Raw genomic sequence first — 22,090 nt, 5'->3', positions numbered from 1 at the left:
GAGGTGTATGAGTATGAGTAAGTCTAGGTTCTTGGTTATTTTAGGGTTGATATGTGCTCTGTGTGTGGTCTCCTTCGGGGTGGCCTCTGCGGACGTTCGCTCCAAAGAGTCGGGAGCTACGAGAGATATAGTCCTGGTAGAGGAGGATTCGGAGGAGGGAGAGGACGCCGAGGCTAAGCTCCAGATGGAGGAGATGGCGTCGGAAGGAGATCCTCTTGGCCTGAAGCTCTGGTCCGATCGGTCGGAGAAGGGCGATGTCTACGATATCGGCGACAAGATGACGGTCTTTTTCAAGGCGGAGAAGGACTGCTATCTGACCGTGTTGGATTTCACCCCCAGCGGAAGCATCTACAAGCTGTTCCCAAATAAGTGGATGACCGACGGTTTTGTCAAGGCGGGGCAGGAGATAGCGATACCGGCCAAGGGGCAGAAGTTTTCCCTCAAGGTGGGAGGTCCCGCCGGTACGGACGTCATCAAGGCCATAGCCACCAACCAGGAGACCAAGGTCATAGACGAGGAGAACGAGGAGATCATGGGACCCTTTTCCTCCATCAAGGATGCCAAGGCGGCCACCAGAGATATCCTTCTGGTAGAGGAGGAGGAAGAGGTCAATAGCGATAAACCCCTGGAATGGGATGCCGTCGCTTTGTCCATTCACACCAGAGGCGAGTCCGATGAAAAGGGAGGCTTCGGCGTCGCAGAGAAGGACGGATGGGTAGCCAAGATGTGGCTCGACAGGGATAATTTCCTCACGGGTGAGCCTATGTTCCTCAAGTTTTCTAGCAATATGCCCTGCACGGTGGTCAAGGTGGTCAACGATGGGGTTAGCGGCAAGCACAACGATCTGCTTCCCGAGGGAACGACTCTCAATGTAAATCCCGGAAGTATCGTCATTCTGCCGGGCAAGGAGCATAAGTTTAAACTGGTTCCCTCCACTCCCGTAGGGCTCGATACTATCACGGCCTACCTGGCAGGCGAAGACGGAACCGAGATGGACCTGTCCCTCAAGGTTCTGATAGAAGAGTAGACCTCGAACCTATGGGTGTGAAATCTCTTAAAAAAGGGCTGAAACTGTGGCTCTGCGGCATTTTGATCTTAAGCGCGACTCCTCTTTGGGCCGGCGTCGATGAACTCAGGGAGAGGGCCCAGAATCTCTACAGGGTTCAGGATTACCGGGGGGCCCTGACCCTTTTCGACAGGGTGTTGTCGGAAAAACCGGAGGACGGAACGTCTTTGGATTTTTCGGCCTGGTGTCTCAGATATCTGGGAGACTGGAAAAGCGCCGAGGCCAGATTCGATAGGGCGCTGGCCGTCTTGCCCGGCGAGGAGGGCAGTTGGGCCACGGTGGGGCTCGGCGAGACCTTGCTGGGCTCGGAGGCTTACGCTAGGGCTATAGAGACCTTTAACGGAGCCATCGATCTGTCTCCGCAGGACGACGAGCTGGTTCTTCGTTGTCTTAAGGGAATCGCCTGGGCTCAGGCGTTTCTGGGAGATAGACAGGGTTTCGATGCTACTGTGGCCAGGATAAGGTCTATGGATGGATCGGAGGCGGACTCTCTGGTAGAGGACACGGCTCAGGTCCTCTCGGATGTCGAGGTCGCTTCGGCTCAGACCAAGGAGGATCCGGCGGTTGAGGAGGAGTCCAAGGACGTCATAGATCGTCAGGCCGAGCTGGCTCAGGAGGCTGAGCCAAAGGAAAAGGCCTCTAAAAAGGCCGCCATCTGGGGGATAACCCTGGGAGTCTCCGCCGAGGAGGAGATAGCCAAGCTGGAGTCCGACGGTATAGTCTGCTATAGAGGAGACGGGGCCAACCAGTACGGTGTGGAGTTCTCCGTTTTCGAGTTCCCCGACAACCCTCTTCCTGGTTTCCTCATGAAAAACGGAGAGGCTGTCTTTGCCGTCGAGGAATATAAGGGGCTGGTCTACCGGGTGTCGGGATTGGTGACCTACGAAGATACCAGAGCTCCTCTTACCTGGATATACAGTCAGTTCGCCGGGATGGTGGATGCTCTGTCGGGAAAATACGGAGCCCCCGATATGGTCAGGAGGTATGGTATTTCCCTAGAGGCCGCCTGGCTGGTGGACGGATACACTGTATGGATGTTCGCCAGCGTGGGGCTGGACGGTTCCGGCAGTCTTCAGTTGAGCTATATAGACGGAGATGTACAGGCGGAGTTGTTGAAGGACATACAGGAGCAAGGCGAGAATCTGTGATTTCTAGCTCCTAGTTCTAAAGGCTTTTCCATGGTGTCTTTCTTTCGGCGGGGAGCTGTTCTCCGCCGATTTTTTTACCCCGTTCTCGATCCGAAGTTTTTATCCTGAGGTTACCTCGTGATAATATATGGAGATAAACGAGAGAGGAGCGAGAGCGCTTGAACTTGAAGAAAACCTTGGCGATGGTCGTCGGTTTAACGTTGCTGGTCGTGGCGGTCTTTTTCGCCGCGGAGCTTTACGATCACCGATCCGTCTTGGGGACGGCGTCTTACAGGGAGAGGATAGCCCTTCCCGATGGATGTCGTCTTATAGTGGTTCTATCGGAGGAAAAGGACGGATCCAGGATTCCCGTGGCGTCGGTGTCTCGAATTTTGGAGGGAGAACAGGTCCCTCTTCCCTTCGAGCTGCTTTACAGGGAAAAGACGATATCGGAGGGGTTGATCTATTCCCTATCCGCCAGAATAGAGAACGGCACGGGAGAGCTGTTGTTCGTCACGAAGGACCCGGTTCCCATGCCGAAAGACGACGGTCCTGTCGAGATAAAATTGAGATCGGTGAGATGAAAAAAGCCCGCCCTGCGATTCCGCGCAGGGCGGGCTTTTTTAGGGAGGTTCTTCTTAACTGGGCTTAAATGCTCCCTCGACCGATATAAAAGTCACTGTCAGATCGATTCGATATCCCTTCTCGAATAGTCCGGCTATTTTCGTCGTCTCCTGTACAATGTAATCTATTAAGTAATACCAAATTGGTAGAAGGAGATGGCTTTTTTTGAAGGGGTTTCGTTTGTCTGTAGGGAAAAAAATAGGCCTCACCATGGTGCCTATTCTGCTGATCGTGGTTATCGCCGTGGCTGTCCCGGCCTGGAGGCTTTTCTCGAACGCCTTCGTTGAGCAGGCGGAGGAGCAGGCGGTGGCCGGGGCCATGGGGCTTCTGAACTCCATGGAGGCCGCCGGAAAGAGGGCTATGGACGGGGCTCTCGCTCTGTCGTACAGACCGGATCTGGCCGAGGCCATAGACGGCGGGAAGACGGAGGATATCGTTCGGGTGGTCTCGCCTATCCTCGCGGAGCTGAATCTGGACTTCGCCACGGTGACCGATGCGAAGGGCGTAGTCTTGGCTAGGACCCATTCGCCCGACCGCCTCGGCGATTCGGTGTCGAACCAGTCCAACGTGGCCTCAGCTCTTGGTGGAAAGGCTTCCTGGGCGCTTGAGAGAGGTTCCGCGATTCCCTTCTCCGCCAGGGCGGGGGCTCCTGTTTTCAGCGGAGGAAAGGTCGTAGGCGTTGTGTCCGCCGGAATAAGGATGGACGATATGGCTTTCGTGGACGAGGCTAAGAGGTTGTTCAAGGTGGACGTCACCATATTTCTGGGAGACAAGAGATTCATGACCACCATAGTGAAGGACGGCAAAAGGGTGATCGGGACCTCTCTGGATCCGAAGATCGCCGATATCCTGCTTAAGGAGGAACGCTCCTTTACCGGTCCCGCCTCCATACTGGGCATACCTTACGTTACGGCCTACGAGCCCATAAAAGGCGGCGACGGCCGGGTCGTAGGGATATCCTTCGCCGGTCTCTCCGTAGCGGCCTTGAACGGCGTTAGAAATCATATTCTTGCCGTTACCGCCGGAATAGGCATCGCCGCACTGCTTCTCGCCATGATTGCGGTGGCCTTGGTGGTCAAGAGGATACTTCGTCCTCTCGGGCCCATGACGAATCTGGCTCGAGCGATGGCCCAGGGCGATCTGACCTTTCGTTCCGACGTATCCCAGAGCGACGAGTTCGGCGATCTGGCCTCCGATATGGACCATATGGTGGACGAGCTGAACGGCCTGCTGTCGATAATAGACCGTTCCGTCGGCGATCTCACTTCATCGGCGGCTGCCCTGAGCGAGTACTCCGGCGAGGCCGGGGCCGCCATGGACGAGGCCAAGGGGCTGGTAGAGGACACGTCCCGATCGGCGGACGAGAACTCCGATTCCCTCGGGCAGATCAACGGGGGTATCGAGGAGGTGGCTGCCAGCGCTACCTCGGTGGCTTCCGCCGCCACCGAGGGCGCCGAGGCCGCCACCACCATGGGGTCCACCGCCGAGGAGGCAGTGGCGGAGGTAGAGAGGGTTATCGAGGAGATAAAGACCGTTACGTCCGCTTCCAAGGAGGCCATGGATACCATGAAGAGTCTGGGCCGTTCGGTGGAGGATATGGCCGGTTTCGTCGCCACAATAACGGCTATAGCCGACCAGACGAACCTTCTGGCTCTCAACGCCGCCATAGAGGCCGCCAGAGCGGGAGATGCCGGTCGAGGCTTCGCGGTAGTGGCGGAGGAGGTCCGAAAGCTGGCGGAGGAGAGCAACCAGGCGGCGCAGCAGGTCGGCGGTCTTATAGAGGATCTGAAGGAAAAATCCCGAGAGTCCATGGAGGATAGTCGCCGTTCCGCCGAATCTCTGGAGTCCACGTCCGAGAGGGCCTCGGTGGCCCAGTCTCGTCTGGATCGAACCCTCCAGGCGGTGGGAATGGTAAACCAGGCCATGCAGAACGTGGCGGCCGGAGCGGAGGAGCAGGCCGCGTCCGCCCAGGAGATGGAGCACTCGGTGGAGAAGGTCTCTCAGGGAACCAGGGGTGTGGCCGAGCGGATGGAGCGCATCCTCTCTACGGTGGAGGAGACCTTCAGGGCTTCCGACGGGGTCTCCAAGGAGTCGGAACGATTGGCCTACGACGCCAAGAGTTTGGAGGAGATGTTGAGTCGTTTCAAGCTGAGGAAGGGTGAAACGGGGCTTGTCCCGTCGGAGAAGGACAGCTAGATAAAGATAAGGATAAAAGCAGCGGGCGCCCGATTTTAGGCGCCCGCTGCTTTTTGTTATCTACTCTCTAGCCGTTGCGTTTCCTCGAGTCGAATCCGGCGCCGCCTTTTCCGGGGCCGAAGCCGTCCCGGTCTCCGGGGGTGAAGTCCTTCCTCATCTGGAACCTCTCCTTGCCCATGTTCTCGATCATCTGAAGTCGGATCTCAACCTTTTTCTCCGCCAGGGCTGCCAGGTCGTCCGCCGGTGCGTTGCCTGTCATTGCCGAGTGGATCTCGTCCCTGAGGGCGTCCATTGCCTTCCAGTTGTCGGCTCTGGCCCTTTCGACGGCTTCGTTCCTGCCGGATCTGCCGGGCCTTTTCCCTCTGTCGTCGTCGCCTCTACGGAAGGGGCCTTCCTGGTGCCTTTTGTCCGCCAGCTTTTTCTGATCCCCGTCGAGAAGGCCGTAGAGGTCGCGATGAAGCTCCATCCTCTTGGTCTCCAGGGCCACCATGTCCTTCTTCATCTCGGCGACCTTGCCCTCGTCTATATTTCTCCCCGCCGACAGGTCGTAGCGATAGTCCCTCAGGGCCCAGGCTGTTTTCCTGGCGAGTTCCGAGTTGTCGTCGAACCACTTGCGCTCTATCTCTCCCATCTCGAGTTTCTGCTTCGCCGACAGGCTCAGATCGTCGCCCCAGCGGTTCATTCCCTGGCCGAAACCTCTCATCGTCTGTCCGTCGTGGTGCGTCCTATGTCCTCGGTCCCGTCCGCCGCATCCGTTCCAAGCCTCGGCGCTCGCCGACATCGAACCGATCGTAACCGCCGCTACCGCCGCCAAAATAGCCAGTGTTCTCTTTCCGTTTTTCATCTCTGAATTCCTCCTCTTGTCGATATAAGCTTCCCGCTCGGGGGCTCTCTCTTTCGCTGTGACCCCATTCTAGCCCGGGGCAGGTCAAGGTGCCTTATAGGAACGGTAAAGGAATGTAAGGGAGGTTCCCCCGTCGGTAAAAAAAGGGGACCCCCTGCCATTTGGGGGTGGCAGGGGGGATGGGGAAAGAGTTTGCATCCCTATGGGGATGTCTCAGGAAGGGTCTTATTGATCGGGGACCATGGTCCCCTTTTCGATGTAGTTCAGGTGCCAGCCCAGGGCGGAGGCCAGATCGTGAGGTTCGTGTCCTCCCCTGGCCTCGCCGAGTCTCAGGTATTCCCTGAGAGGTGCCCGATAATCGGGATGGGCGCATTTTTCTATCATGAGACGGCTTCTCTCTCTGGGGACGAGCCCACGGAGGTCCGCTACGCCGTATTCGGTTATTACCACGTCCACGTCGTGCTCGGTGTGGTCCACGTGTGAACAGAAGGGAACTATCCTGGAAATTTTTCCTCCGTTCGCCGTCGAGGGGCACAGGAATACGCTCAAAAAGGCGTTTCTGGCGAAATCGCCCGATCCTCCTATGCCGTTTATCATCTTGCTGCCCATGGCTACGGTGGAGTTCACGTGACCGTAGATGTCCACCTCCAGAGCCGTGTTTATCGCTATCAATCCTAGCCTGCGTATTATCTCCGGATGGTTGCTTATTTCCTGGGGCCTCAATACCGCTTTTTTCCTTATTTCCTCTAGTCGGCGGAGCAGTTTCTTGGCTCCTTCCGGCGAGTTGGTGAAGGCCGTTCCGGACATCTGCTGGACTTTGCCCGTCTCCAGCAGGGTCAACATGGAATCCTGGATTACCTCGGAGTATATTCTTAGGTCGTCGGTGGGCCAGTCGACCAACTCCCCTATTACGGCGTTGGCGACGTTGCCGACTCCGGCCTGTATCGGCAGAAGTCCCGGCGGGAGTCTCCCGGAGGAGACCTCGACCGACAGAAGGTCCATGAGGTTTCTGGCCATAGCCCGGGAGACGGGATCCGGCTCTTTCATCGGGGTGAGGTGGTCCGGTACGTTCGATGGAACGATCGCCACTATCTTCTCCATAGGACAGGTTATATAGGGAGTGCCTATTCTGTCGTTAACCTTCAATACGTGAAACGGTTTTCTATAAGGCGGCTCCTCCGGGATGAATATGTCGTGGATGCCCTCCAGCCCCTCCGGCTGGGAGGTGTTCACCTCTACTATCACCCGTTCCGCCGATTCGACGAAACTGGGAGAGTTTCCCACCGACGTCGTAGGCACCAGGTTGCCTTCCTCCGTTATGGCGCAGACCTCTATTATCGCCACGTCCATCGGTCCGTAGAAGCCGTAGCGAAGGTTCTGAGGGGTCATGGAAAGATGCATGTCCTGAAAACCGACCTCGCCGCCGTTTATGGCGTCTCTGATCGCCTTGCCCGTCTGGTAGGGAAACCGATAGGATATGGCTCCCGCCTCGGCCAATCTGCCGTCCAGCTCGGGGGCTACCGATGCTCCCGTCCATAAGGTGAAGTTTTTCGGACCTCCGTTCAGGGCTCTGTCGGCCATCGCCGACGGTATCACCTTGGGATATCCCGCCGGGGTGAAGCCGCTGCATCCTACCGTGGCTCCGTCCTGGACGTATATAGAGGCCTCCTCCGGCGTCATCAGTCTCGATCGTAGGGCGGTGTTTCTGATTCTGTCCTTTGCATGGCCGAAAAGATCGGTCATATTTGGTTCTCCTCTCACGAAAAAAAAAGAGACGCCCCCTGAAGGACGTCTCTGAATCGCAACGAAATAAAACCGATCGGCCGGTGAGCCGACGGGTTTCTCGCCGATTACCCCGAGTCCTCGCAGGGTGGATGGGTCGCGTGTTCAGGCCGGTATCCTGGCTTCCCTCATCCGTCGCCGAGCCTTCCCGGAGAAATCTCTCCAGTGGCGTTTTCGACGACGTCGGGTATACAGTGGCGGGTCCGCGCCGGATTCTCACCGGTCTTCCCTGTCACCTGAACTCGATCGATTACGAAGGTCATTATATACCTTTTTTCGACGAGGTCAACCCCCGGCGAGAAAATCGTAAAGAATGGTAAGGGGGTTCCCTTCTTCGTGTTTCAGCACGATATAATGAATTATCGGAGAGCGTCGTGAAAAGCTGTGATTCGAGGGAGGTTTTTCCGTATGGATAAAATTTTAGTCGTAGACGACGACAGGGAGTTGGGCGAGCTCCTGACGGAGTATCTCGGAGGAGAGGGCTTTCAGGTAAGCCTCAGCTACGACGGTAAAAACGGAGCCCTGGAGGCCGCCGCGGGAAAGCACGATCTGGTCGTGTTGGACGTCATGCTGCCGGGTCAGAGCGGTTTCGAGGCCCTGAAGGAGATCAGGAGGACGTCGTCCATTCCGGTGATCATGTTGACCGCCAAGGGAGACGAGGTGGACCGGGTCCTGGGGCTGGAGATGGGAGCCGACGACTATCTTCCCAAGCCGTTCAGCCCCAGAGAGCTTTTGGCCAGGGTTCGGGCGGTCATGAGGAGGCGAAACGGTCCGTCCGATCCGGAGCGCCTGACGGTGGACGATCTGGAGATGTTCGTCCGTTCCAGGCAGGTTATGTTGGATGGCATCACAGTGGATCTGACCTCCATGGAGTTTCGGCTGTTGGAGGTGTTGCTCCGCTCGGCCGGTCAGGTTGTGTCCAGAGACGATCTGTTTCGTAAGGTACTAGAGAGATCGGCGGCCCCTTTCGACCGCAGCCTGGATATGCACGTCAGCAATCTCAGAAAGAAACTCGGTCCCCACGAGGACGGAACGGACCGAATAAGGACCGTCCGGGGCGAGGGCTATCTCTATACCCTTCCGGTGAGCTGAGATGTCCTGGCTGAGGTCCGCCACCCTGTTCAGAAAGATCTTTTTAGGTTTTTTGCTGGCGATCGCAGCGGCGTCGGTGCTCCACGTCGCTGTTACGGGGCTTGTCGTCCGGTTGGGGCTTCTGGATCTGTCCCTGGAGGCCAAGCTCAGAAAGGAGCTGAATAGGGAGGCTCCGTCTCTCGTGGCCCTTTACGAAGAGAGAGGGGCCGATGCCCTGAAGGACGAGCTCGGCCGTCTGAGGGAGGAGAGGCGGCTGCTGTTCGTCATTCTGGACGATAGGGGAGCTCCTCTGGCGGGGATGGTCCCCTCTCGGGGAGAGAGGATGATGCCAGACGTCAGGCGTCATCACGGTCTCTCTGGTCCTCCTCGCTCCTCCTGGATGAAGGATCTTCCCGCCGCCACCGAACCGGTGGTCTCGCCCGGCGGCGCGACATACGTGGTCACCCTGTTCGCCCTTCCCGGAGCCCTTCCTCCCAAGGACGGCCTCTACCTGTCTCTGGTCCTGTATTTCGCCGTCCTGATGGCGGTCGGAGGGGCGGTGAGCTACTTTCTCGCCCGACATATATGCTATCCGGTCGAGGCGTTGAGCAGGGCCTCTCTGGCTCTGGCCTCGGGGGACCTGTCCGTAAGGGCCGAGAGGGAGGGCCCCTTCGGCGACGACGAGATAGGCCAGCTGGCCAGAAATTTCGATTCCATGGCCGATCACGTCGAGAGAAACATCACGGGCCAGAGCAGGCTTCTCGGGGACATCTCCCACGAGCTCAGGTCCCCTCTTACGAGGCTCAACCTGTCGCTGGAGCTGCTTAGAAACAGGCTTCCCGATGACCTGGACGGCCTTATGGACAGGATAGAGCGGGAGTCGGAGAGGATGAACCGCATGATCGGCGATCTTCTCGGGCTCGCCAGGGAGGAATCCCGCTTCGGAGGGGAGAGGAGGGAGTCGGTTTCCCTGAGGGAACTTCTGGCCTCCGTGGCGAAGGACGGCCGTTTCGAGGCGCTCGCCTCCGGAAAGGACGTCGTCTCAGGGGATGTCCCGGACGTTGCCGTATCGGTCGACAGAGGGGCCATGGAAAGCGCCCTGGAGAACATCGTGAGAAACGGCGTCAGGTACACCGCCCCCGGCACGGTGGTGGAGCTGAGGGCCGAGTACGAGCCTGAAGAGGAGCTTCCCCTCTCGATAATAGCGGAGGACCGCGGGCCCGGCGTTGCGGAGGAAAATCTGGAGGCCATATTCAGGCCCTTCTTCCGAGAAGGCGAGGCCAGGGACAGGGACTCCGGAGGAGTCGGGCTCGGCTTGGCCATAGCCCGCAGGGCTGTGGAGAGGCACGGAGGCATCGTGGAGGCGGCCAACAGGGATGGAGGGGGTCTGTCGGTCAGGATCAGACTTCCCCTGGGGTTCGGCTAGTTTCCCAGAAGAGGGCTTATCCTCTTGTAGAGCCAGAACGTAGATATCGACACGACGGTCCCCTTCAGAAGGTTGAAGGGGACTATTCCGTATATCACCAGAGTCGGAACGTCCTCTATCCCGGGGATCGCGGCACCGGCCATGGATACGATAGTGTCGATCGGGACGAATTTGGAGTACAGGGGAATCAACACGGTGCCGTTTAGGATGGCCGCAGTGGCTGTCATGGCGGCAACCCCTACCGCCATACCTAGCAGGGCCCCGGTTTTCGTCTTGTTCGCCCGATAGATCAGTCCCGCCGGGAGGACCAGAGCCGAACCCATGACGAAGTTGGCCATCTCCCCGACTCCTGCCGATGAGGACGCCGCGCAGTGCAGCAGGTTCTTCACCGCCTCTATGGCGACGCCGTTGCCCGGGCCCCAGGCGAAGGCCCCTATCAGTGCCGGAACGTCGGACAGGTCCATCTTCAGAAACGACGGAAAAAGAGGTACCACCGTGTCCACGTACATGAGCACGGTGGCCAGCCCGGAGAGCAGGGCACCCCACACCATCCTGCGGACGTTCTCGTTTCCCCTCGCTCGTTCCATTTCCGATCATTCCCTTCCTTTATCTCGAATGTCAGGCCGTCGTCCTACGGCCGGGTAACCACGTATGATATCCTATTTTCCTTTCGGTCGCCACGAAATTTGGGCGATATGGGTGCATACGCTATAATTAGGAACGAATCCTGGAGGAGGTTTGACCATGGCTCGTGATTCGTCCGACACACTGCATCATGTTATGGAGAAGATACGAAAGGACCTTGCGGACAGCATGGTCACGGTGTCGGACTTTCGAAAGGACGAAGACGACCGGTTGAGCGTCATAAGATCCGAGTTGACTAAGACCCGTTCCGAGCTGGAACAGGTGATATCCGAGATGGACGAGATGACGTCCCTCTACTTCTCCGCCAGGGGCGTTCTGTCCCAGTCTGTCAGAGGCGGCACAGAGATGGAGCAGAGAAGGGCCTACGAGAAGGCGGAGGAGTTCCTGTTTCGTAAGGCCGCTCTGGCCGAGAGGGAAAAGGGGCTTAGACAGCTTAGAGACTACCTAGAGAGGGACGAACGAAGGGTGGCCTCCAGGGTGGAGAAAAGCGACTCCGCCGTAGGAAGACTCCGGGTCGCCCTCAACGTCGTCAGCGACAGGATCGAGACCATAGAGGTAAACGAGGAGAAGGGCGGGGCCAGGCGGTTGGCTCAGGCCTATTCTCTTGTGGAGAGAGAGAGCATGAGCCTGGCCCGGGAGCTTCACGACGGTCCGGCCCAGAAGTTCTCCGGTGCTCTGATGTCCATGGACTTCGTGCGACGCCTTCTTCGAAAGGACCAGGTGGATAAGGCCTCCGAGGAACTGGACAAGGTCAGGGAGCAGATGGTGGAGACTATGGACGAGATAAGGTCGTTCCTGCATCTTCTCTATCCCAGGGACCTGGAGGACGGTCTGATGGTCGCCTTGGATAGATGGGTCGAGGCCACGTCCAGCCGCTACGGTGTGTCGGTCAAGCTCAAGACTATGGGTCCGGTGGAGGATATCCCCGGGGGAATGGCACCCCATCTCTACAAGATCGTTCGTCAGGCGGTGGCCAACGCCGTTACCAAGGGGGAGCCTAAGAGGGTGACGGTGTTGTTCTCCGTGAGGGACGATATTTTGTTCGTCAAGATAATGGACGACGGCTTCGGCTTCGATGTCGAGACCGCCAGGGAAGAGGCCAAGGAGAGGGGCTCTTACGGGATGGTCTCCATGGAGGAGAGGTCCAGAATTCTCGGAGGGGAGTTCAACGTCGACAGCGTACCCGGTCAGGGGACGATAGTCTCTTTAAAGGTGCCTATAAGGAGTGATATCTGATGGAAAAACCCATTCGCGTCCTGGTGGTGGACGACCACGCCATATTCAGGACCGGCGTGATAAACACCCTGTCCCTGGAGGATGACATCGAGGTGACCGGAGAGGCCGGCGACGGACTGGAGGCGCTGGAGGTGATGAAGAAGGTGGACTTCGACATCGCACTGGTGGACGTGACCATGCCGGGCATGGGCGGGGTGGAGCTGGTGGGCAAAATGGAGGAGGCCGGAATGGCCCGATCGGTGATAGCCCTGACCGCCTTGGAGGACGACCGGGACATGGTGTTTCTTTCCAAAGCGGGGATAAAGGGCTTCGTCCTGAAGACCTCCGGCTTCGACGAGCTGATAGCCGCCATAAGGACGGTATCAGGAGGGGATAACTACGTCGATTCCCGGGCCGCCGGCAAGCTCCTGAACTGCTTCTCCGAGGACACCTCCCGGGAGAGGGGTATGTCCAGACTCTCCGAAAGGGAGCTGGAGGTGCTCTACTGGCTGGCTCAGGGACTGAACGGTCAGGAAATAGCGGATCGGCTGTCCCTGTCGGACAAGACGGTGAAGAACCACATAAGCCATATCCTGGCCAAGCTGGGGGTGTCCGACAGAACCCAGGCTGTGGCTTGGGCATGGCGGTCCGGCCTGGCCTCGAAGGACCCATCGTTTTTCAAAGGCTGAGACTTCGATCTTATCCGTATCTACGGGGAGCCCCTTTCGGGACTCCCCGTTTGTTTTGAAAAAACAATAAAAAAGGCTACAATGAGGCCGAACATAAGGATGATCGAGGAGGGATCGATTATGGCGGTTTCGTTGTTCCGGAAGGCGAAGGGTTTCGTGACCCGTTCAGTTTTGGATCGGGCCGTCGAGAAGGTTCGAAAGGGAGAGATGGGCGATCTGGCCGATATGCTGGAGTCCATAGGAAGATTGGCCCCGGCCCGGTATCACAGGGAGGCCCTGTGCAGGATGGCGAAGATGGTTCGTTCCGAGGATCCGTCTGTGGCCTTTCTGGTCCGGGCGGTCCGGGAGCTGTCGCCGCTGGCCCTGGAGAATATGATCCGAAACCTGATAGTCAACTTCATGGTGCTGGGCCGAGGAGTTAGGGAGGAGAAGGAGGCCGAACTGGGGGTCCATCTGCCCAATTTCATGGTGATAAGTCCTACCATGAAATGCAACCTTCACTGCACCGGATGCTATGCCGGAGAGTACGACAGAGGGGGAGAGCTCACCTTCGAGGAGCTGGACGACCTTCTGATTCAGGGGAAGGAGCTCGGGATGTATTTCTATACCCTCTCCGGAGGGGAGGTCCTGCTTTATCCCCGTATATTCGATCTGTGGAAAAAGCACGACGACTGCTACTTCCAGTTCTACACCAACGGCACCCTGCTGGACGACGGTACGGTGGATCGTATGGCCGCCCTGGGGAACGTCGCTCCCATGGTGTCGGTGGAGGGGACGGAGGATCAGACCGACGCCAGGCGGGGCAGGGGCACCTACCGCAAGGTTCTGGAGGCCTTCTCCAGGATGAGGGAGCAGGGGATGCTCTTCGGCTTCAGCGCCACCTGCACGTCCCTGAACTCGGACTATCTGGCGAGCGACGAGTTCATAGGCTCCATGGTGGAGCGGGGCTGCATGGTGGGGTGGTTCTTTCAGTACGTTCCCATAGGGGTGAGCCCCGACCTTACCTACATGGCCAGTCCCGAACAGAGGGCCGCCCTTCACGATAGCGTCTCTCGCTGGCGTTCCAGCGGGGAGTATCCCATATTCACCGGCGATTTCTGGAACGACGGCCCCTACGTGGACGGGTGCATGGCGGGAGGCAGTCGCTACTGGCACGTCATCTCCGACGGCAGGGTCGAGCCCTGCGTTTTCGTCCCCTTTGCGGCGGACAGCATAAGGGAGAAGAGCCTGGTGGATATCGCCAGGAGCCCGTTCTTCTCGGCCATAAGGTCTGCCCAGCCCTACGATGGCGACGACGATCTCCTGTGTCCCTGCATGATACTGGACCATCCCCGCGTTTTGAGGGTACTGATAGATCGTTTCGACGCCAAGCCCTGTCATCCCGGGCTGGAGAGGATGTTGTCCGGCTCGGTGGCGGAGGGATTGGACGATTACGGAAAGGCGATAAGATCCTTATACCGCCCCCTATGGGAGGGGTGCGAGAGGGAGAGATATCTTAAAAGAAATTCTGAGGGAGATTCTCTTGTGATAAAGTAATGGAGGCATTAATTAAAGAAAGAGAAAGGTCACATGGACCTTTCTCTTTCTTTTTTTGCTTCTTAGATTTCTCTGGCAATTTCGTAAGCATTCCAGATGGCATTCTTTATATTTATGGGGCATACCGCATCGCCTATAATGTAAACTTCCGGGTGAAGTGTTCGAAGTTTATGGTATAGGTGATTATCAGGGCGATAGCCTGTAGCTAGAATAATAGAGTCACAGAGGATTGTCTCCGTTGTGTCGGATTCAATCGTGAGGCTGTTTTCCTGTACGGAAACAACCTTGGTATCGGTTTTTTGGTCCACCTTAAGTTTGTTCAGTAAATCCAAGAGCATAGTTTTGTTGGGACGAGGAACGTCTCCTACAGAGATAAGTTCCGGTAATTGTTCTATCAACGTCACCGAATGCTTTTGGTCTTGAGCTATCCACATTGCTATTTCACAACCAACTAAGCCTCCTCCTATTATCGCAACTCGCTTACCTATCTTCTTGAGCCCCATGAGTGCCTCTTTAGTTGAAAGAACGTGAGGAGAAGACGGGTTCAGTCCTGGGATGGGAGGTATCACCGCAGTGGACCCAGTAGCGACGACGATGGCTTCTGCATTTTTGTCCAGGGCTTGATCTACGGAAAGACGTTGACCGAGGTGAACGACGACTCCTGCATCCTCGATTTGCTGTCTGTACCACGCCAGAAGTTTTTTATCGTCATCCTTGAAGGACGGTACCGATCCTTCAACAATATGACCGCCTAGGACTTCGGTGGCTTCATATAGGGTTACTTGATGACCTCGCGATGCGGCGACCCTGGCGGCCTCCATACCGGCTAATCCACCGCCTATGACTAGAATTTTTCGAGGATCTAGGGTTGGTTTTAGATCGTATTCTCGTTCTCGTCCCACCTGAGGATTGACGGCGCAGCATAGAGGGTTGCATAGGGCGATTCGCTTGAGACATCCCTCGTGACATCCTACGCATGGCCTGATCCTGGAAATGTCGTTTTTTCTGACCTTGTCGGCCCAAAAGGGATCGGTCAATAGGGGTCGTCCTAGAGAGACTCCGTCAGTTCTGCCCTCTGAGATAGCTCGTTCTGCTACGTCGGGATCTCCAAGTTTTCCTGCTGAAATTACCGGAACGGAGAGGACCTCTTTTAGCGGTTTGGTGAGATGAAGATAGCTTCCATCCTGTAGATACATGGGGGGATGGGCCCAATACCACGAATCGTAACTTCCGCCGTCGGCATTGAAGGCGTCATATCCGGCTTGTTCCAATATTCGAGCTACCTGGAGTCCCTCTTCGATGTCTCGTCCCATTTCGATGGCATCTTCTCCCGGTAGGATCCCCTTATGGAGTCCTTTCATATAGGTTTTAACACCGTATCGAAGCATGACGGGATAGTCAGAACCGGCTAATTCCTTGGTTCGCTTCAGTAGTTCTATAGGTAGAGTCAGTCGGCCATTCAAGTCTCCGCCGAAACGGTCGGAGCGTTGATTGAAGGCTTTAAGGGTAAACTGATCCAACAGGTACCCCTCGTGAACGGCGTGTACCTCTATTCCGTCAAAACCACTTACTCGAGCGATTACTGCAGCTTCGGCGAAGGATTCGATGAGTTGCTCGACCTCTTCGGTCGTAAGCGCCCTACAGGAGATACTCGGATCCCAGAAGTTGGGAACCGGCGATGGCGCGATTGGCTGAGATGTGGCGGTATGAGGATGGACCACCCTGCCGAATCCCAAGGTCATTTGAAGGAATATTCTGCAACCGTAGGCGTGAACTCGCTCGGTCAGTTCCATGGCAGTCTGTCTGAAGTGAGCGGGATTGAACGTTGGATTGGGTTGAGACGGCATGACGAATGGTTCGATTTCGTTCTCCACCTTGGCGCATCCTGTTATGAGAAGACCAACCCCTCCTCTTGCTCGTTCTACGAAGTACTCCATTCCCCGCTTGGTGAATCCTCCTTCGGAGGTCACCAAGCCGCTCATCCCCATGGGAGCCATAGAGATTCTGTTTTTCAGCTCTACTCCACCGATAGACATAGGTGTGAACAGGTGAGGGTAAGGCATGGAATTCATCGGCTTTCCCCCAAGACCTGGTCTACCGTTCGCTGGATTAGGTCTTCGTCTGCCAGCCAAGGCAAGGTTATGGTGTCTTCGCTGCTTTCGTTGTGTTGTGCAGCGACTTCCATGGAGTGATCGTTTCTGGCCCAACTTCTCCTGGCGACGCCGCCCATGACGTCCCAACAAACTCCTAGACGAATAATCTGGTCGACTCGGTCGCTGCCGTCCAGCAGAAGGGCAAATCCGGAATGTATACTTCGTCCGATACCGACGCCTCCTCCGTTATGGAGAGAAATGAAGGTCATCCCTCTGGCGGCATTGCCAGCGTAGCAGTGAACGGCCATGTCTGCCGTCACGTTACTGCCGTCTTTGATGTTGGCCGTCTCCCTGGTGGGACAGTCGGCTCCTCCGGTGTCGTGATGGTCCCGTCCCATCATTATAGGGCCGACCTCTCCGTTGCGAACCATATGGTTGAATCGAAGCGCGATGCGAGTCCGTCCTTCCATATCTTGATAGAGCATTCTGGCTTGTGTGCCGATGACCAAGTCTTGAGATCCAGCATGGCGAATCCAATTGTAGTTGTCTCGGTCTTGAGGACGTCGATCGGGATCGATACAGTCCATTGCGGCGCGATCAGTTTTTTCCAAATCGGATGGGTTGCCGCTGAGGCAGACCCAGCGAAACGGTCCATATCCGTAGTCGAATAGATCCGGACCTGTAATGGCTTCTATAAAATCGGGGAAGATAAAGCCATCCTTGGAGTCCTTTCCGTTTTTTGCCAACTCGGTGACGCCAGCTTCCACCATGGCTGCCATGATAGAGTTGCCGTATTCCAGGAACCAGGCTCCCCGGTCCGTCAAGGTTTTGATGTGTTTCCAATGGACTCTAAGGCTTTGGTCGACCAGACGCCTCAATTGTTTTCTGTCTTTGACTAGAAGTTCTCGTCCTTGGTCATAGCTTATCCCCTGAGGCGTATATCCGCCGTCGTAGGGGATGTGGCACGATGTTTGGTCCGATAGAATGTCCGGGGTTACGTTACGTTCAGTCAGACGTTCCAAAAGGTCTACAACGTTGCCTCGATAGGCTAGAACCACCCCTTCCCTTCGGTTTTTACAGGCTACGGCACGATCGATGAGAGTATCAAGGTCGGTCGAAGCGTCGTCCAACCAGCCTTTTTTGAGTCGGCTGTCTATGAAGTCGTTGTTTACCTCTGCGATGATAGCGGCGCAACCGGAGATCTGGGCAGCCTTGGGCTGTGCGCTACTGATGCTTCCGATTCCTGCGGAAACGTATAGAACGCCCTTGAGGTCTTCGCCTGTTCCGATTCCTGCCTTCCTGGCGGCGCCAAGAAGCATCGAATAACAGCCATGGATGATACCTTGGGGGCCGATGAAGAACCAGCCCCCGGCCGTCATCTGTCCGTAATTTGTTACGCCCATCTGAGCTGCTACGTCCCAATCTGCCTGGTTATCGTAAGCTCCTACCATGATGCCGTTTGAGTTGATAACCCGAGGAGCATCGACCGAAGAGCGGAATATCCCCAGAGGATGGCCGGATTGGATGACCAAGGTCTGGTCCGACTCTAGGTTTTGGAGATACGCCATGACCAACCTGTACTGAAGCCAGTTTTGAAATACTTGTCCCGACTCGCCGTATGTTACAAGTTCGTAAGGGTAAAGAGCGACGTCGAAGTCCAGGTTGTTATCGATCATGGCCTGGAGAGCTTTCCCTTCAAGGCATTTCCCCTGATAGTGGTCGATGGAACGCCCCCAGATCCGTCCTTCGGGGCGATATCGGTAGGCGTAGATACGTCCCCTGGAATAGAGTTCTTCCATAAATTCCGGAGCCAATTTAGCGTGGAGGGATTCAGGTACATACCGTAGGGCGTTTTTCAAGGCCGTTGCGGCCTGAGTTTTTGTGAGCTTAAACCCTCGATTCGGAGCCCGGCGAATGCCGGGAGCGAATTCGGGGGGGGGTGGCAGTTCGTTTCCGAGATCGATTTTTCTGGCCGTGAGAAGCCGATGATTATTCATATGATCCATGGAGCTTTTCCCCCTTTACTTTGGTTGATTTTAGAGTACGGGAATGCGTTCATGGATTCTATCCTCTGACCATAGGAATTAGCTGCCTGGGCTTTAGTGGAAATCTATGAAAGACGTCAGAAACCTACGTAGCCTTTTCGTATAGCGTATTTGGTTAGATCGACGGTGTTCTTTAGATTTAGTTTTTTCATTATGTTTTGACGATGGCAGGCAACGGTGTTGACGCTTAGATGAAGCTTCTCTGCGGCCTCTTTGTTGGTTAAGCCATCCCCCAATAGCCTAAGTACCTCGATCTCTCTTGTGGATAGCTCGTAGGTTTCGTCTTGGGGGATGTCTCCAACCATGGATTCCAAGTAGATATCGGAAAGCATTTCCCGGACACGCGGGCCGATATAGGTCTTCCCTTGAGCGACGGTTTTTACCGCTTCCGCCAACTCGTCGAAGGCGCAGTCTTTCATTAGAAAACCGGTGGCTCCGGCTTTGAACATCTCGGAGACGAAATTCGCATTGGCGTACATGGAAAGAGCCACGATTCGTGAGCAGATGCCTCTAAGTCGTACGGTTCGAGCTGCGTCGATTCCGTTCATCTCGGGCATCATAACGTCCATTACGATCACGTCCGGTTGCATCGATTCGGCCAGCCGAACAGCGTCCAGACCGTTGGAGGCCTCAGCAATGACGGTCATTTCTTGTTGGCGTCCCAGGAGGGAGCGTAGTCCCTCTCGTAAAATCGTGTGGTCATCGGCCAACAGAATAGTTGTCATGATTGGATCTCCTTTCTTGCGCTGTGGTTGTCGAGGGGATATTAAGCGAGATGGTTGTTCCCTTACCGGGATATGACTCAATTTTTGCAGAGCCTCCCATAGCTCGAATCACGGTCTGAAGACTGAATAGTCCGTAGGATTTGCGGGTGAAGTCGGATTTTTCCAATATTTCCAGATCGAAGCCTGCACCTTCATCGGCAACTCTGACGATAATACTATCGTTTTCCGTTGTGGTGTTGATCTTTGCTTGGTTGGTTTGCCCGTGTTTGATTACGTTCATGAGTAATTCCTGTATGGAACGAAATACGAATGCCTTGACGTCGTCGTTATCAGGCTCTCTAAATCCGCTTGCGTCGTAGTCGATGACCAAACCGTACTTTTTTTCTAACTCTTGACAGAGCCATTCGATGGCGGCCTTCAGTCCTACCTGGTAAAGGAGAGGGACACCTAGGTCAAAGGTTAGAGTGCGGGTGTCGTTTAGAACGGTATCTAAAGTGGCGACCACCTCGGTTAATTCCTGTTTCAACGAGGAGCTGTTTACGAGTTCCAACCCCATCTGGAGCTTGAGTTTTGCCGATGCCAGATTTTGGCCGACGGTATCGTGAAGTTCTTTGGCGATGAGGCAGCGTTCCTGCTCTTTTGCTACCGAAAGGGCGGAAGCCAGGGCCTGAAGGCGATGCCGATAGTGACGTTCCCGTGTCTCCGCTATCTTGCGTTTAGATATATCGACGAAGGTTCCTATCACGCCCAGAATTATGCCGTTATCATCCTTGATGAGGGCCTTGGAGAACGACACGGTGTGAATTGTTCCATCGCTGTAGATCAGTTCTCGTTCCTCTTGCTGAGGTGGTCCGCCTTGGGCGATTAATAACTGATCTCTTTCGAAATATAGTTTGGCTTGGGAGGGCGATGTGACGTCGAAAACCCTTTTTCCGATGATCTCTTCTTCCAAAAGTCCCAAGAAGTCAGCGAAGGCTCTGTTGCAGCCAAGATAAACTCCGTGAACGTCTTCGTAAAAAACTGGTACGGGCACCAGCGAAAGGAGTTTCTGAAAGATTTCTTTTTCTTGCTCTAGTTGGTCGACACGGCGCTTAAGTTCCTTGTATCGCATTGTACATTCTCCTTCCTACGGCAAATATCTTAATTCGTTCCATGCCGAAAGCAAGTGAGCGTGGTCCTCTCTATTTTTATCAGCTAGCTCTCTTGCATTGAATAGTCTATTGTGACTAATCTCAAGTACTCACGTTCCTTTCTCAATGGGATGGCTTTAAGGTCCGATTTTCGGGTACGGTTAGCTTAAGGTCCGCTTCCTGTGGTGGCGGGGAAAAGACGTAAGAGGAGGTTTATGCGATGAAGGAAAATACTGGTGTTGCCCGAGAGCGATTCGGCTCGTCCCTTGGGGCTATCTTTACCGCTGCCGGAGCAGCTGTAGGTCTAGGAAATATCTGGGGATTTCCTTATGTGGCTGGCAAGAACGGCGGTGGAGTTTTCGTTATCATGTATTTGGTCGCGGTGCTGCTGATTGGCATTCCTTTGATGATTTCGGAGTTTGTCATTGGTCGTGAAGGCCGAAAAAATATGATTGGATCTTTGAAAAAGTTGGCTCCGGGAACCTCTTGGCACTTGGGCGGTTGGCTCTGCGTAGTGTCGTGTTTTTTGATTCTCGGTTTTTATGGTGTGGTTGCGGGTTGGAGCATGGCTCACGTTGTAAAGGCTCTGGGGGGAGTTTTCGTCGGTCTCGGAGCAGAAGAGATAGGGAAAAATTTCGGTGCGTTTATCAACGATCCATACTGGCCGGTGGTATGGCACGGTATCTTTATGGGAGCCACCGCTTTTGTCGTTATGGGGGGGCTTCGAAACGGCATAGAACGTTTCGCCAAGGTGGTTATGCCGCTGCTCTTTGTCATTCTCGTTGTCCTTATGGTGAGGAGCTTGACGTTGGATGGAGCCCAGGCTGGACTGGATTTTCTCTTCCGTCCTGATTTTTCCGTAGTCCGATGGAAAACCGTTGCCATTGCAATAGGTGCTGCCTTTTTCTCCATAGGCGTCGGAAACGGTGTTATGGTGACCTTGGGATCCTACATGGACGACAAGGATAATCTGGCAAAGGATGCTTTCATGGTGTCTATGACCGATACTGCCGTGGCGGTCATATCAGGTCTGGCCATATTCCCTGCCGTTCTGGCCCTTGGATTTGAGCCTGCTAAGAGTTCCGGTTTGGCTTTTGTGACCGTCCCCGCCGTCTTGCAGCAGCTTCCTGGTGGGCTTATGGTCCATTATGTTTTTACCGTTCTTTTCTTTTTGCTACTTTCGATTGCTGCATTGAGTTCCTCTGTTACCACTTTAGAGGTGGTGGTAGCCTATTTCTGTGAGGATATGAATGTTCGTCGCCCAGTTGCCGTCGCAGGAGTGGCGGGAGCTATGTTTGCAATAGGAATCCCTTGTGCTTTGTCGGTAGGAGCCGTAAATATCAAGGTTATGGGAGTTCCCTTGGTTTGGTTTCTGGTCGATTTTATCGAAGCTTTCCTGCTTCCTCTCGGAGGTATTATCTGTGTTCTCTTCGTTGGCTGGCACCTCCCCAGAAAGCAGGTAGAGGGGGCCCTGAGCCGGGATGAGACAATTCCATGGTATTTCGAGGTTTTTTATACCCTTATACGGTATATCATCCCCGTCGTTATTTTCGTGGTCTTGGCCTTCACTGCCAATGAGTATTTCTTTCACATAGGAGGATGACCTATCTTTGTAGCGAATAGAAAAGATCTGAGGGAGATCCCTACTGGGATCTCCCTCAGATCTTTTCTGTGTCTAGATCTTTTTCTTTAATCCAGTTCTCCAACTGCCGTCTCGACCGCTTCCACCAGGGTTCCGGATTTAACGATGGAGATAGCCTGGTCGATAAGGGGATATAGGAAGACGTCCTTTTCTATGTAGGGAACTTCCTCACGGAATCTATCGTAGGCCGCCTTGGTTCCCTTCCCAGGGTTCAAAGGCTTGGAGAAGTCTATT

The 22,090-nt window shown here is 55.3% G+C and carries 17 protein-coding genes, 1 pseudogene and 1 riboswitch; of the genes and pseudogenes, 10 read left to right on the top strand and 8 right to left on the bottom strand.

Going from position 1 to position 22,090, the window contains the following annotated elements:
* Positions 1 to 13 precede the first annotated feature (13 nt).
* From L2W58_RS11435 to L2W58_RS11420, 4 genes are all read left to right on the top strand, one after another.
* Positions 14 to 1,027 (top strand): DUF4384 domain-containing protein, encoded by a 1,014-nt coding sequence (locus L2W58_RS11435; protein ID WP_236103514.1) that lies wholly within the window; start codon positions 14 to 16, stop codon positions 1,025 to 1,027.
* A 17-nt stretch (positions 1,028 to 1,044) separates the two neighbouring features.
* Entirely contained in the window at positions 1,045 to 2,214 is a 1,170-nt protein-coding gene (locus L2W58_RS11430; protein WP_236103513.1) for a tetratricopeptide repeat protein, read from the top strand.
* A 158-nt stretch (positions 2,215 to 2,372) separates the two neighbouring features.
* Positions 2,373 to 2,777: a YbaY family lipoprotein gene (locus L2W58_RS11425; RefSeq protein ID WP_236103511.1), complete on the top strand. Its 405-nt coding sequence runs from the start codon at positions 2,373 to 2,375 to the stop codon at positions 2,775 to 2,777.
* A 205-nt stretch (positions 2,778 to 2,982) separates the two neighbouring features.
* The gene (locus tag L2W58_RS11420; RefSeq protein ID WP_236103510.1) at positions 2,983 to 5,013 is read left to right on the top strand and encodes a methyl-accepting chemotaxis protein; all 2,031 of its coding nucleotides are present in this window, start codon (positions 2,983 to 2,985) and stop codon (positions 5,011 to 5,013) included.
* A 67-nt stretch (positions 5,014 to 5,080) separates the two neighbouring features.
* Here the strand turns inward: L2W58_RS11420 and L2W58_RS11415 are convergent, their stop codons facing one another.
* Together L2W58_RS11415 and L2W58_RS11410 are read right to left on the bottom strand one after the other, a co-directional pair.
* Positions 5,081 to 5,857, bottom strand: a complete 777-nt coding sequence (locus L2W58_RS11415) for a Spy/CpxP family protein refolding chaperone (protein WP_236103508.1) — start codon at positions 5,855 to 5,857, stop codon at positions 5,081 to 5,083.
* Positions 5,858 to 6,082: 225 nt separating this feature from the next.
* Positions 6,083 to 7,600 (bottom strand): succinate CoA transferase, encoded by a 1,518-nt coding sequence (locus L2W58_RS11410; protein WP_236103506.1) that lies wholly within the window; start codon positions 7,598 to 7,600, stop codon positions 6,083 to 6,085.
* A gap of 130 nt (positions 7,601 to 7,730) precedes the next feature.
* A riboswitch (cobalamin riboswitch) is annotated at positions 7,731 to 7,894 on the bottom strand.
* Between the two features lie 153 nt (positions 7,895 to 8,047).
* Here L2W58_RS11410 and L2W58_RS11405 point away from each other — a divergent pair.
* Positions 8,048 to 8,731 (top strand): response regulator transcription factor, encoded by a 684-nt coding sequence (locus tag L2W58_RS11405; protein ID WP_236103504.1) that lies wholly within the window; start codon positions 8,048 to 8,050, stop codon positions 8,729 to 8,731.
* A gap of 1 nt (position 8,732) precedes the next feature.
* Positions 8,733 to 10,136 carry an ATP-binding protein gene (locus tag L2W58_RS11400; protein ID WP_236103502.1) on the top strand — a complete coding sequence of 468 codons (1,404 nt, stop codon included), beginning with the start codon at positions 8,733 to 8,735 and terminating at the stop codon, positions 10,134 to 10,136.
* On the opposite strand, the gene L2W58_RS11395 is transcribed toward L2W58_RS11400, so the two are convergent.
* Positions 10,133 to 10,723, bottom strand: a complete 591-nt coding sequence (locus tag L2W58_RS11395; protein WP_236103500.1) for an ECF transporter S component — start codon at positions 10,721 to 10,723, stop codon at positions 10,133 to 10,135. The genes L2W58_RS11400 and L2W58_RS11395 overlap by 4 nt on opposite strands.
* Before the next feature lie 157 nt (positions 10,724 to 10,880).
* Here L2W58_RS11395 and L2W58_RS11390 point away from each other — a divergent pair, with 157 nt between their 5' ends.
* The 3 genes from L2W58_RS11390 (at position 10,881) to L2W58_RS11380 (ending at position 14,221) form a co-directional block, all read left to right on the top strand.
* Positions 10,881 to 12,017, top strand: a complete 1,137-nt coding sequence (locus L2W58_RS11390; RefSeq protein WP_236103498.1) for a sensor histidine kinase — start codon at positions 10,881 to 10,883, stop codon at positions 12,015 to 12,017.
* Positions 12,017 to 12,685: a response regulator gene (locus L2W58_RS11385; RefSeq protein ID WP_236103496.1), complete on the top strand. Its 669-nt coding sequence runs from the start codon at positions 12,017 to 12,019 to the stop codon at positions 12,683 to 12,685. The genes L2W58_RS11390 and L2W58_RS11385 overlap by 1 nt, the downstream gene beginning before the upstream one ends.
* A gap of 120 nt (positions 12,686 to 12,805) precedes the next feature.
* On the top strand, positions 12,806 to 14,221 hold the full coding sequence (locus tag L2W58_RS11380; protein WP_236103494.1) for a radical SAM/SPASM domain-containing protein: 1,416 nt from the start codon (positions 12,806 to 12,808) through the stop codon (positions 14,219 to 14,221).
* Between the two features lie 62 nt (positions 14,222 to 14,283).
* On the opposite strand, the gene L2W58_RS11375 is transcribed toward L2W58_RS11380, so the two are convergent.
* From L2W58_RS11375 to L2W58_RS11360, 4 genes are all read right to left on the bottom strand, one after another.
* Positions 14,284 to 16,293 carry an oxidoreductase gene (locus L2W58_RS11375; protein WP_236103493.1) on the bottom strand — a complete coding sequence of 670 codons (2,010 nt, stop codon included), beginning with the start codon at positions 16,291 to 16,293 and terminating at the stop codon, positions 14,284 to 14,286.
* Entirely contained in the window at positions 16,290 to 18,320 is a 2,031-nt protein-coding gene (locus L2W58_RS11370; RefSeq protein WP_236103491.1) for a urocanate hydratase, read from the bottom strand. Before L2W58_RS11370 ends, L2W58_RS11375 begins: the two co-directional genes overlap by 4 nt.
* A 116-nt stretch (positions 18,321 to 18,436) precedes the next feature.
* Positions 18,437 to 19,084: a response regulator gene (locus L2W58_RS11365; RefSeq protein ID WP_236103489.1), complete on the bottom strand. Its 648-nt coding sequence runs from the start codon at positions 19,082 to 19,084 to the stop codon at positions 18,437 to 18,439.
* Positions 19,059 to 20,195: a PAS domain-containing sensor histidine kinase gene (locus L2W58_RS11360; RefSeq protein ID WP_236103487.1), complete on the bottom strand. Its 1,137-nt coding sequence runs from the start codon at positions 20,193 to 20,195 to the stop codon at positions 19,059 to 19,061. Before L2W58_RS11360 ends, L2W58_RS11365 begins: the two co-directional genes overlap by 26 nt.
* Before the next feature lie 239 nt (positions 20,196 to 20,434).
* Between L2W58_RS11360 and L2W58_RS11355 the strand changes: the two genes are divergently transcribed.
* Complete coding sequence (locus L2W58_RS11355; protein ID WP_236103485.1) at positions 20,435 to 21,817, top strand: sodium-dependent transporter; 1,383 nt, start codon at positions 20,435 to 20,437, stop codon at positions 21,815 to 21,817.
* Positions 21,818 to 21,903: 86 nt separating this feature from the next.
* Here the strand turns inward: L2W58_RS11355 and L2W58_RS11350 are convergent.
* Positions 21,904 to 22,090, bottom strand: a pseudogene (locus L2W58_RS11350) (histidine ammonia-lyase); the annotation flags it as partial.

Origin of the sequence: Dethiosulfovibrio faecalis (assembly GCF_021568795.1) — a bacterium.
Taxonomy (GTDB): Bacteria; Synergistota; Synergistia; order Synergistales; family Dethiosulfovibrionaceae; genus Dethiosulfovibrio; species Dethiosulfovibrio faecalis.
This window is presented reverse-complemented; position numbering and strand designations above follow the sequence as displayed.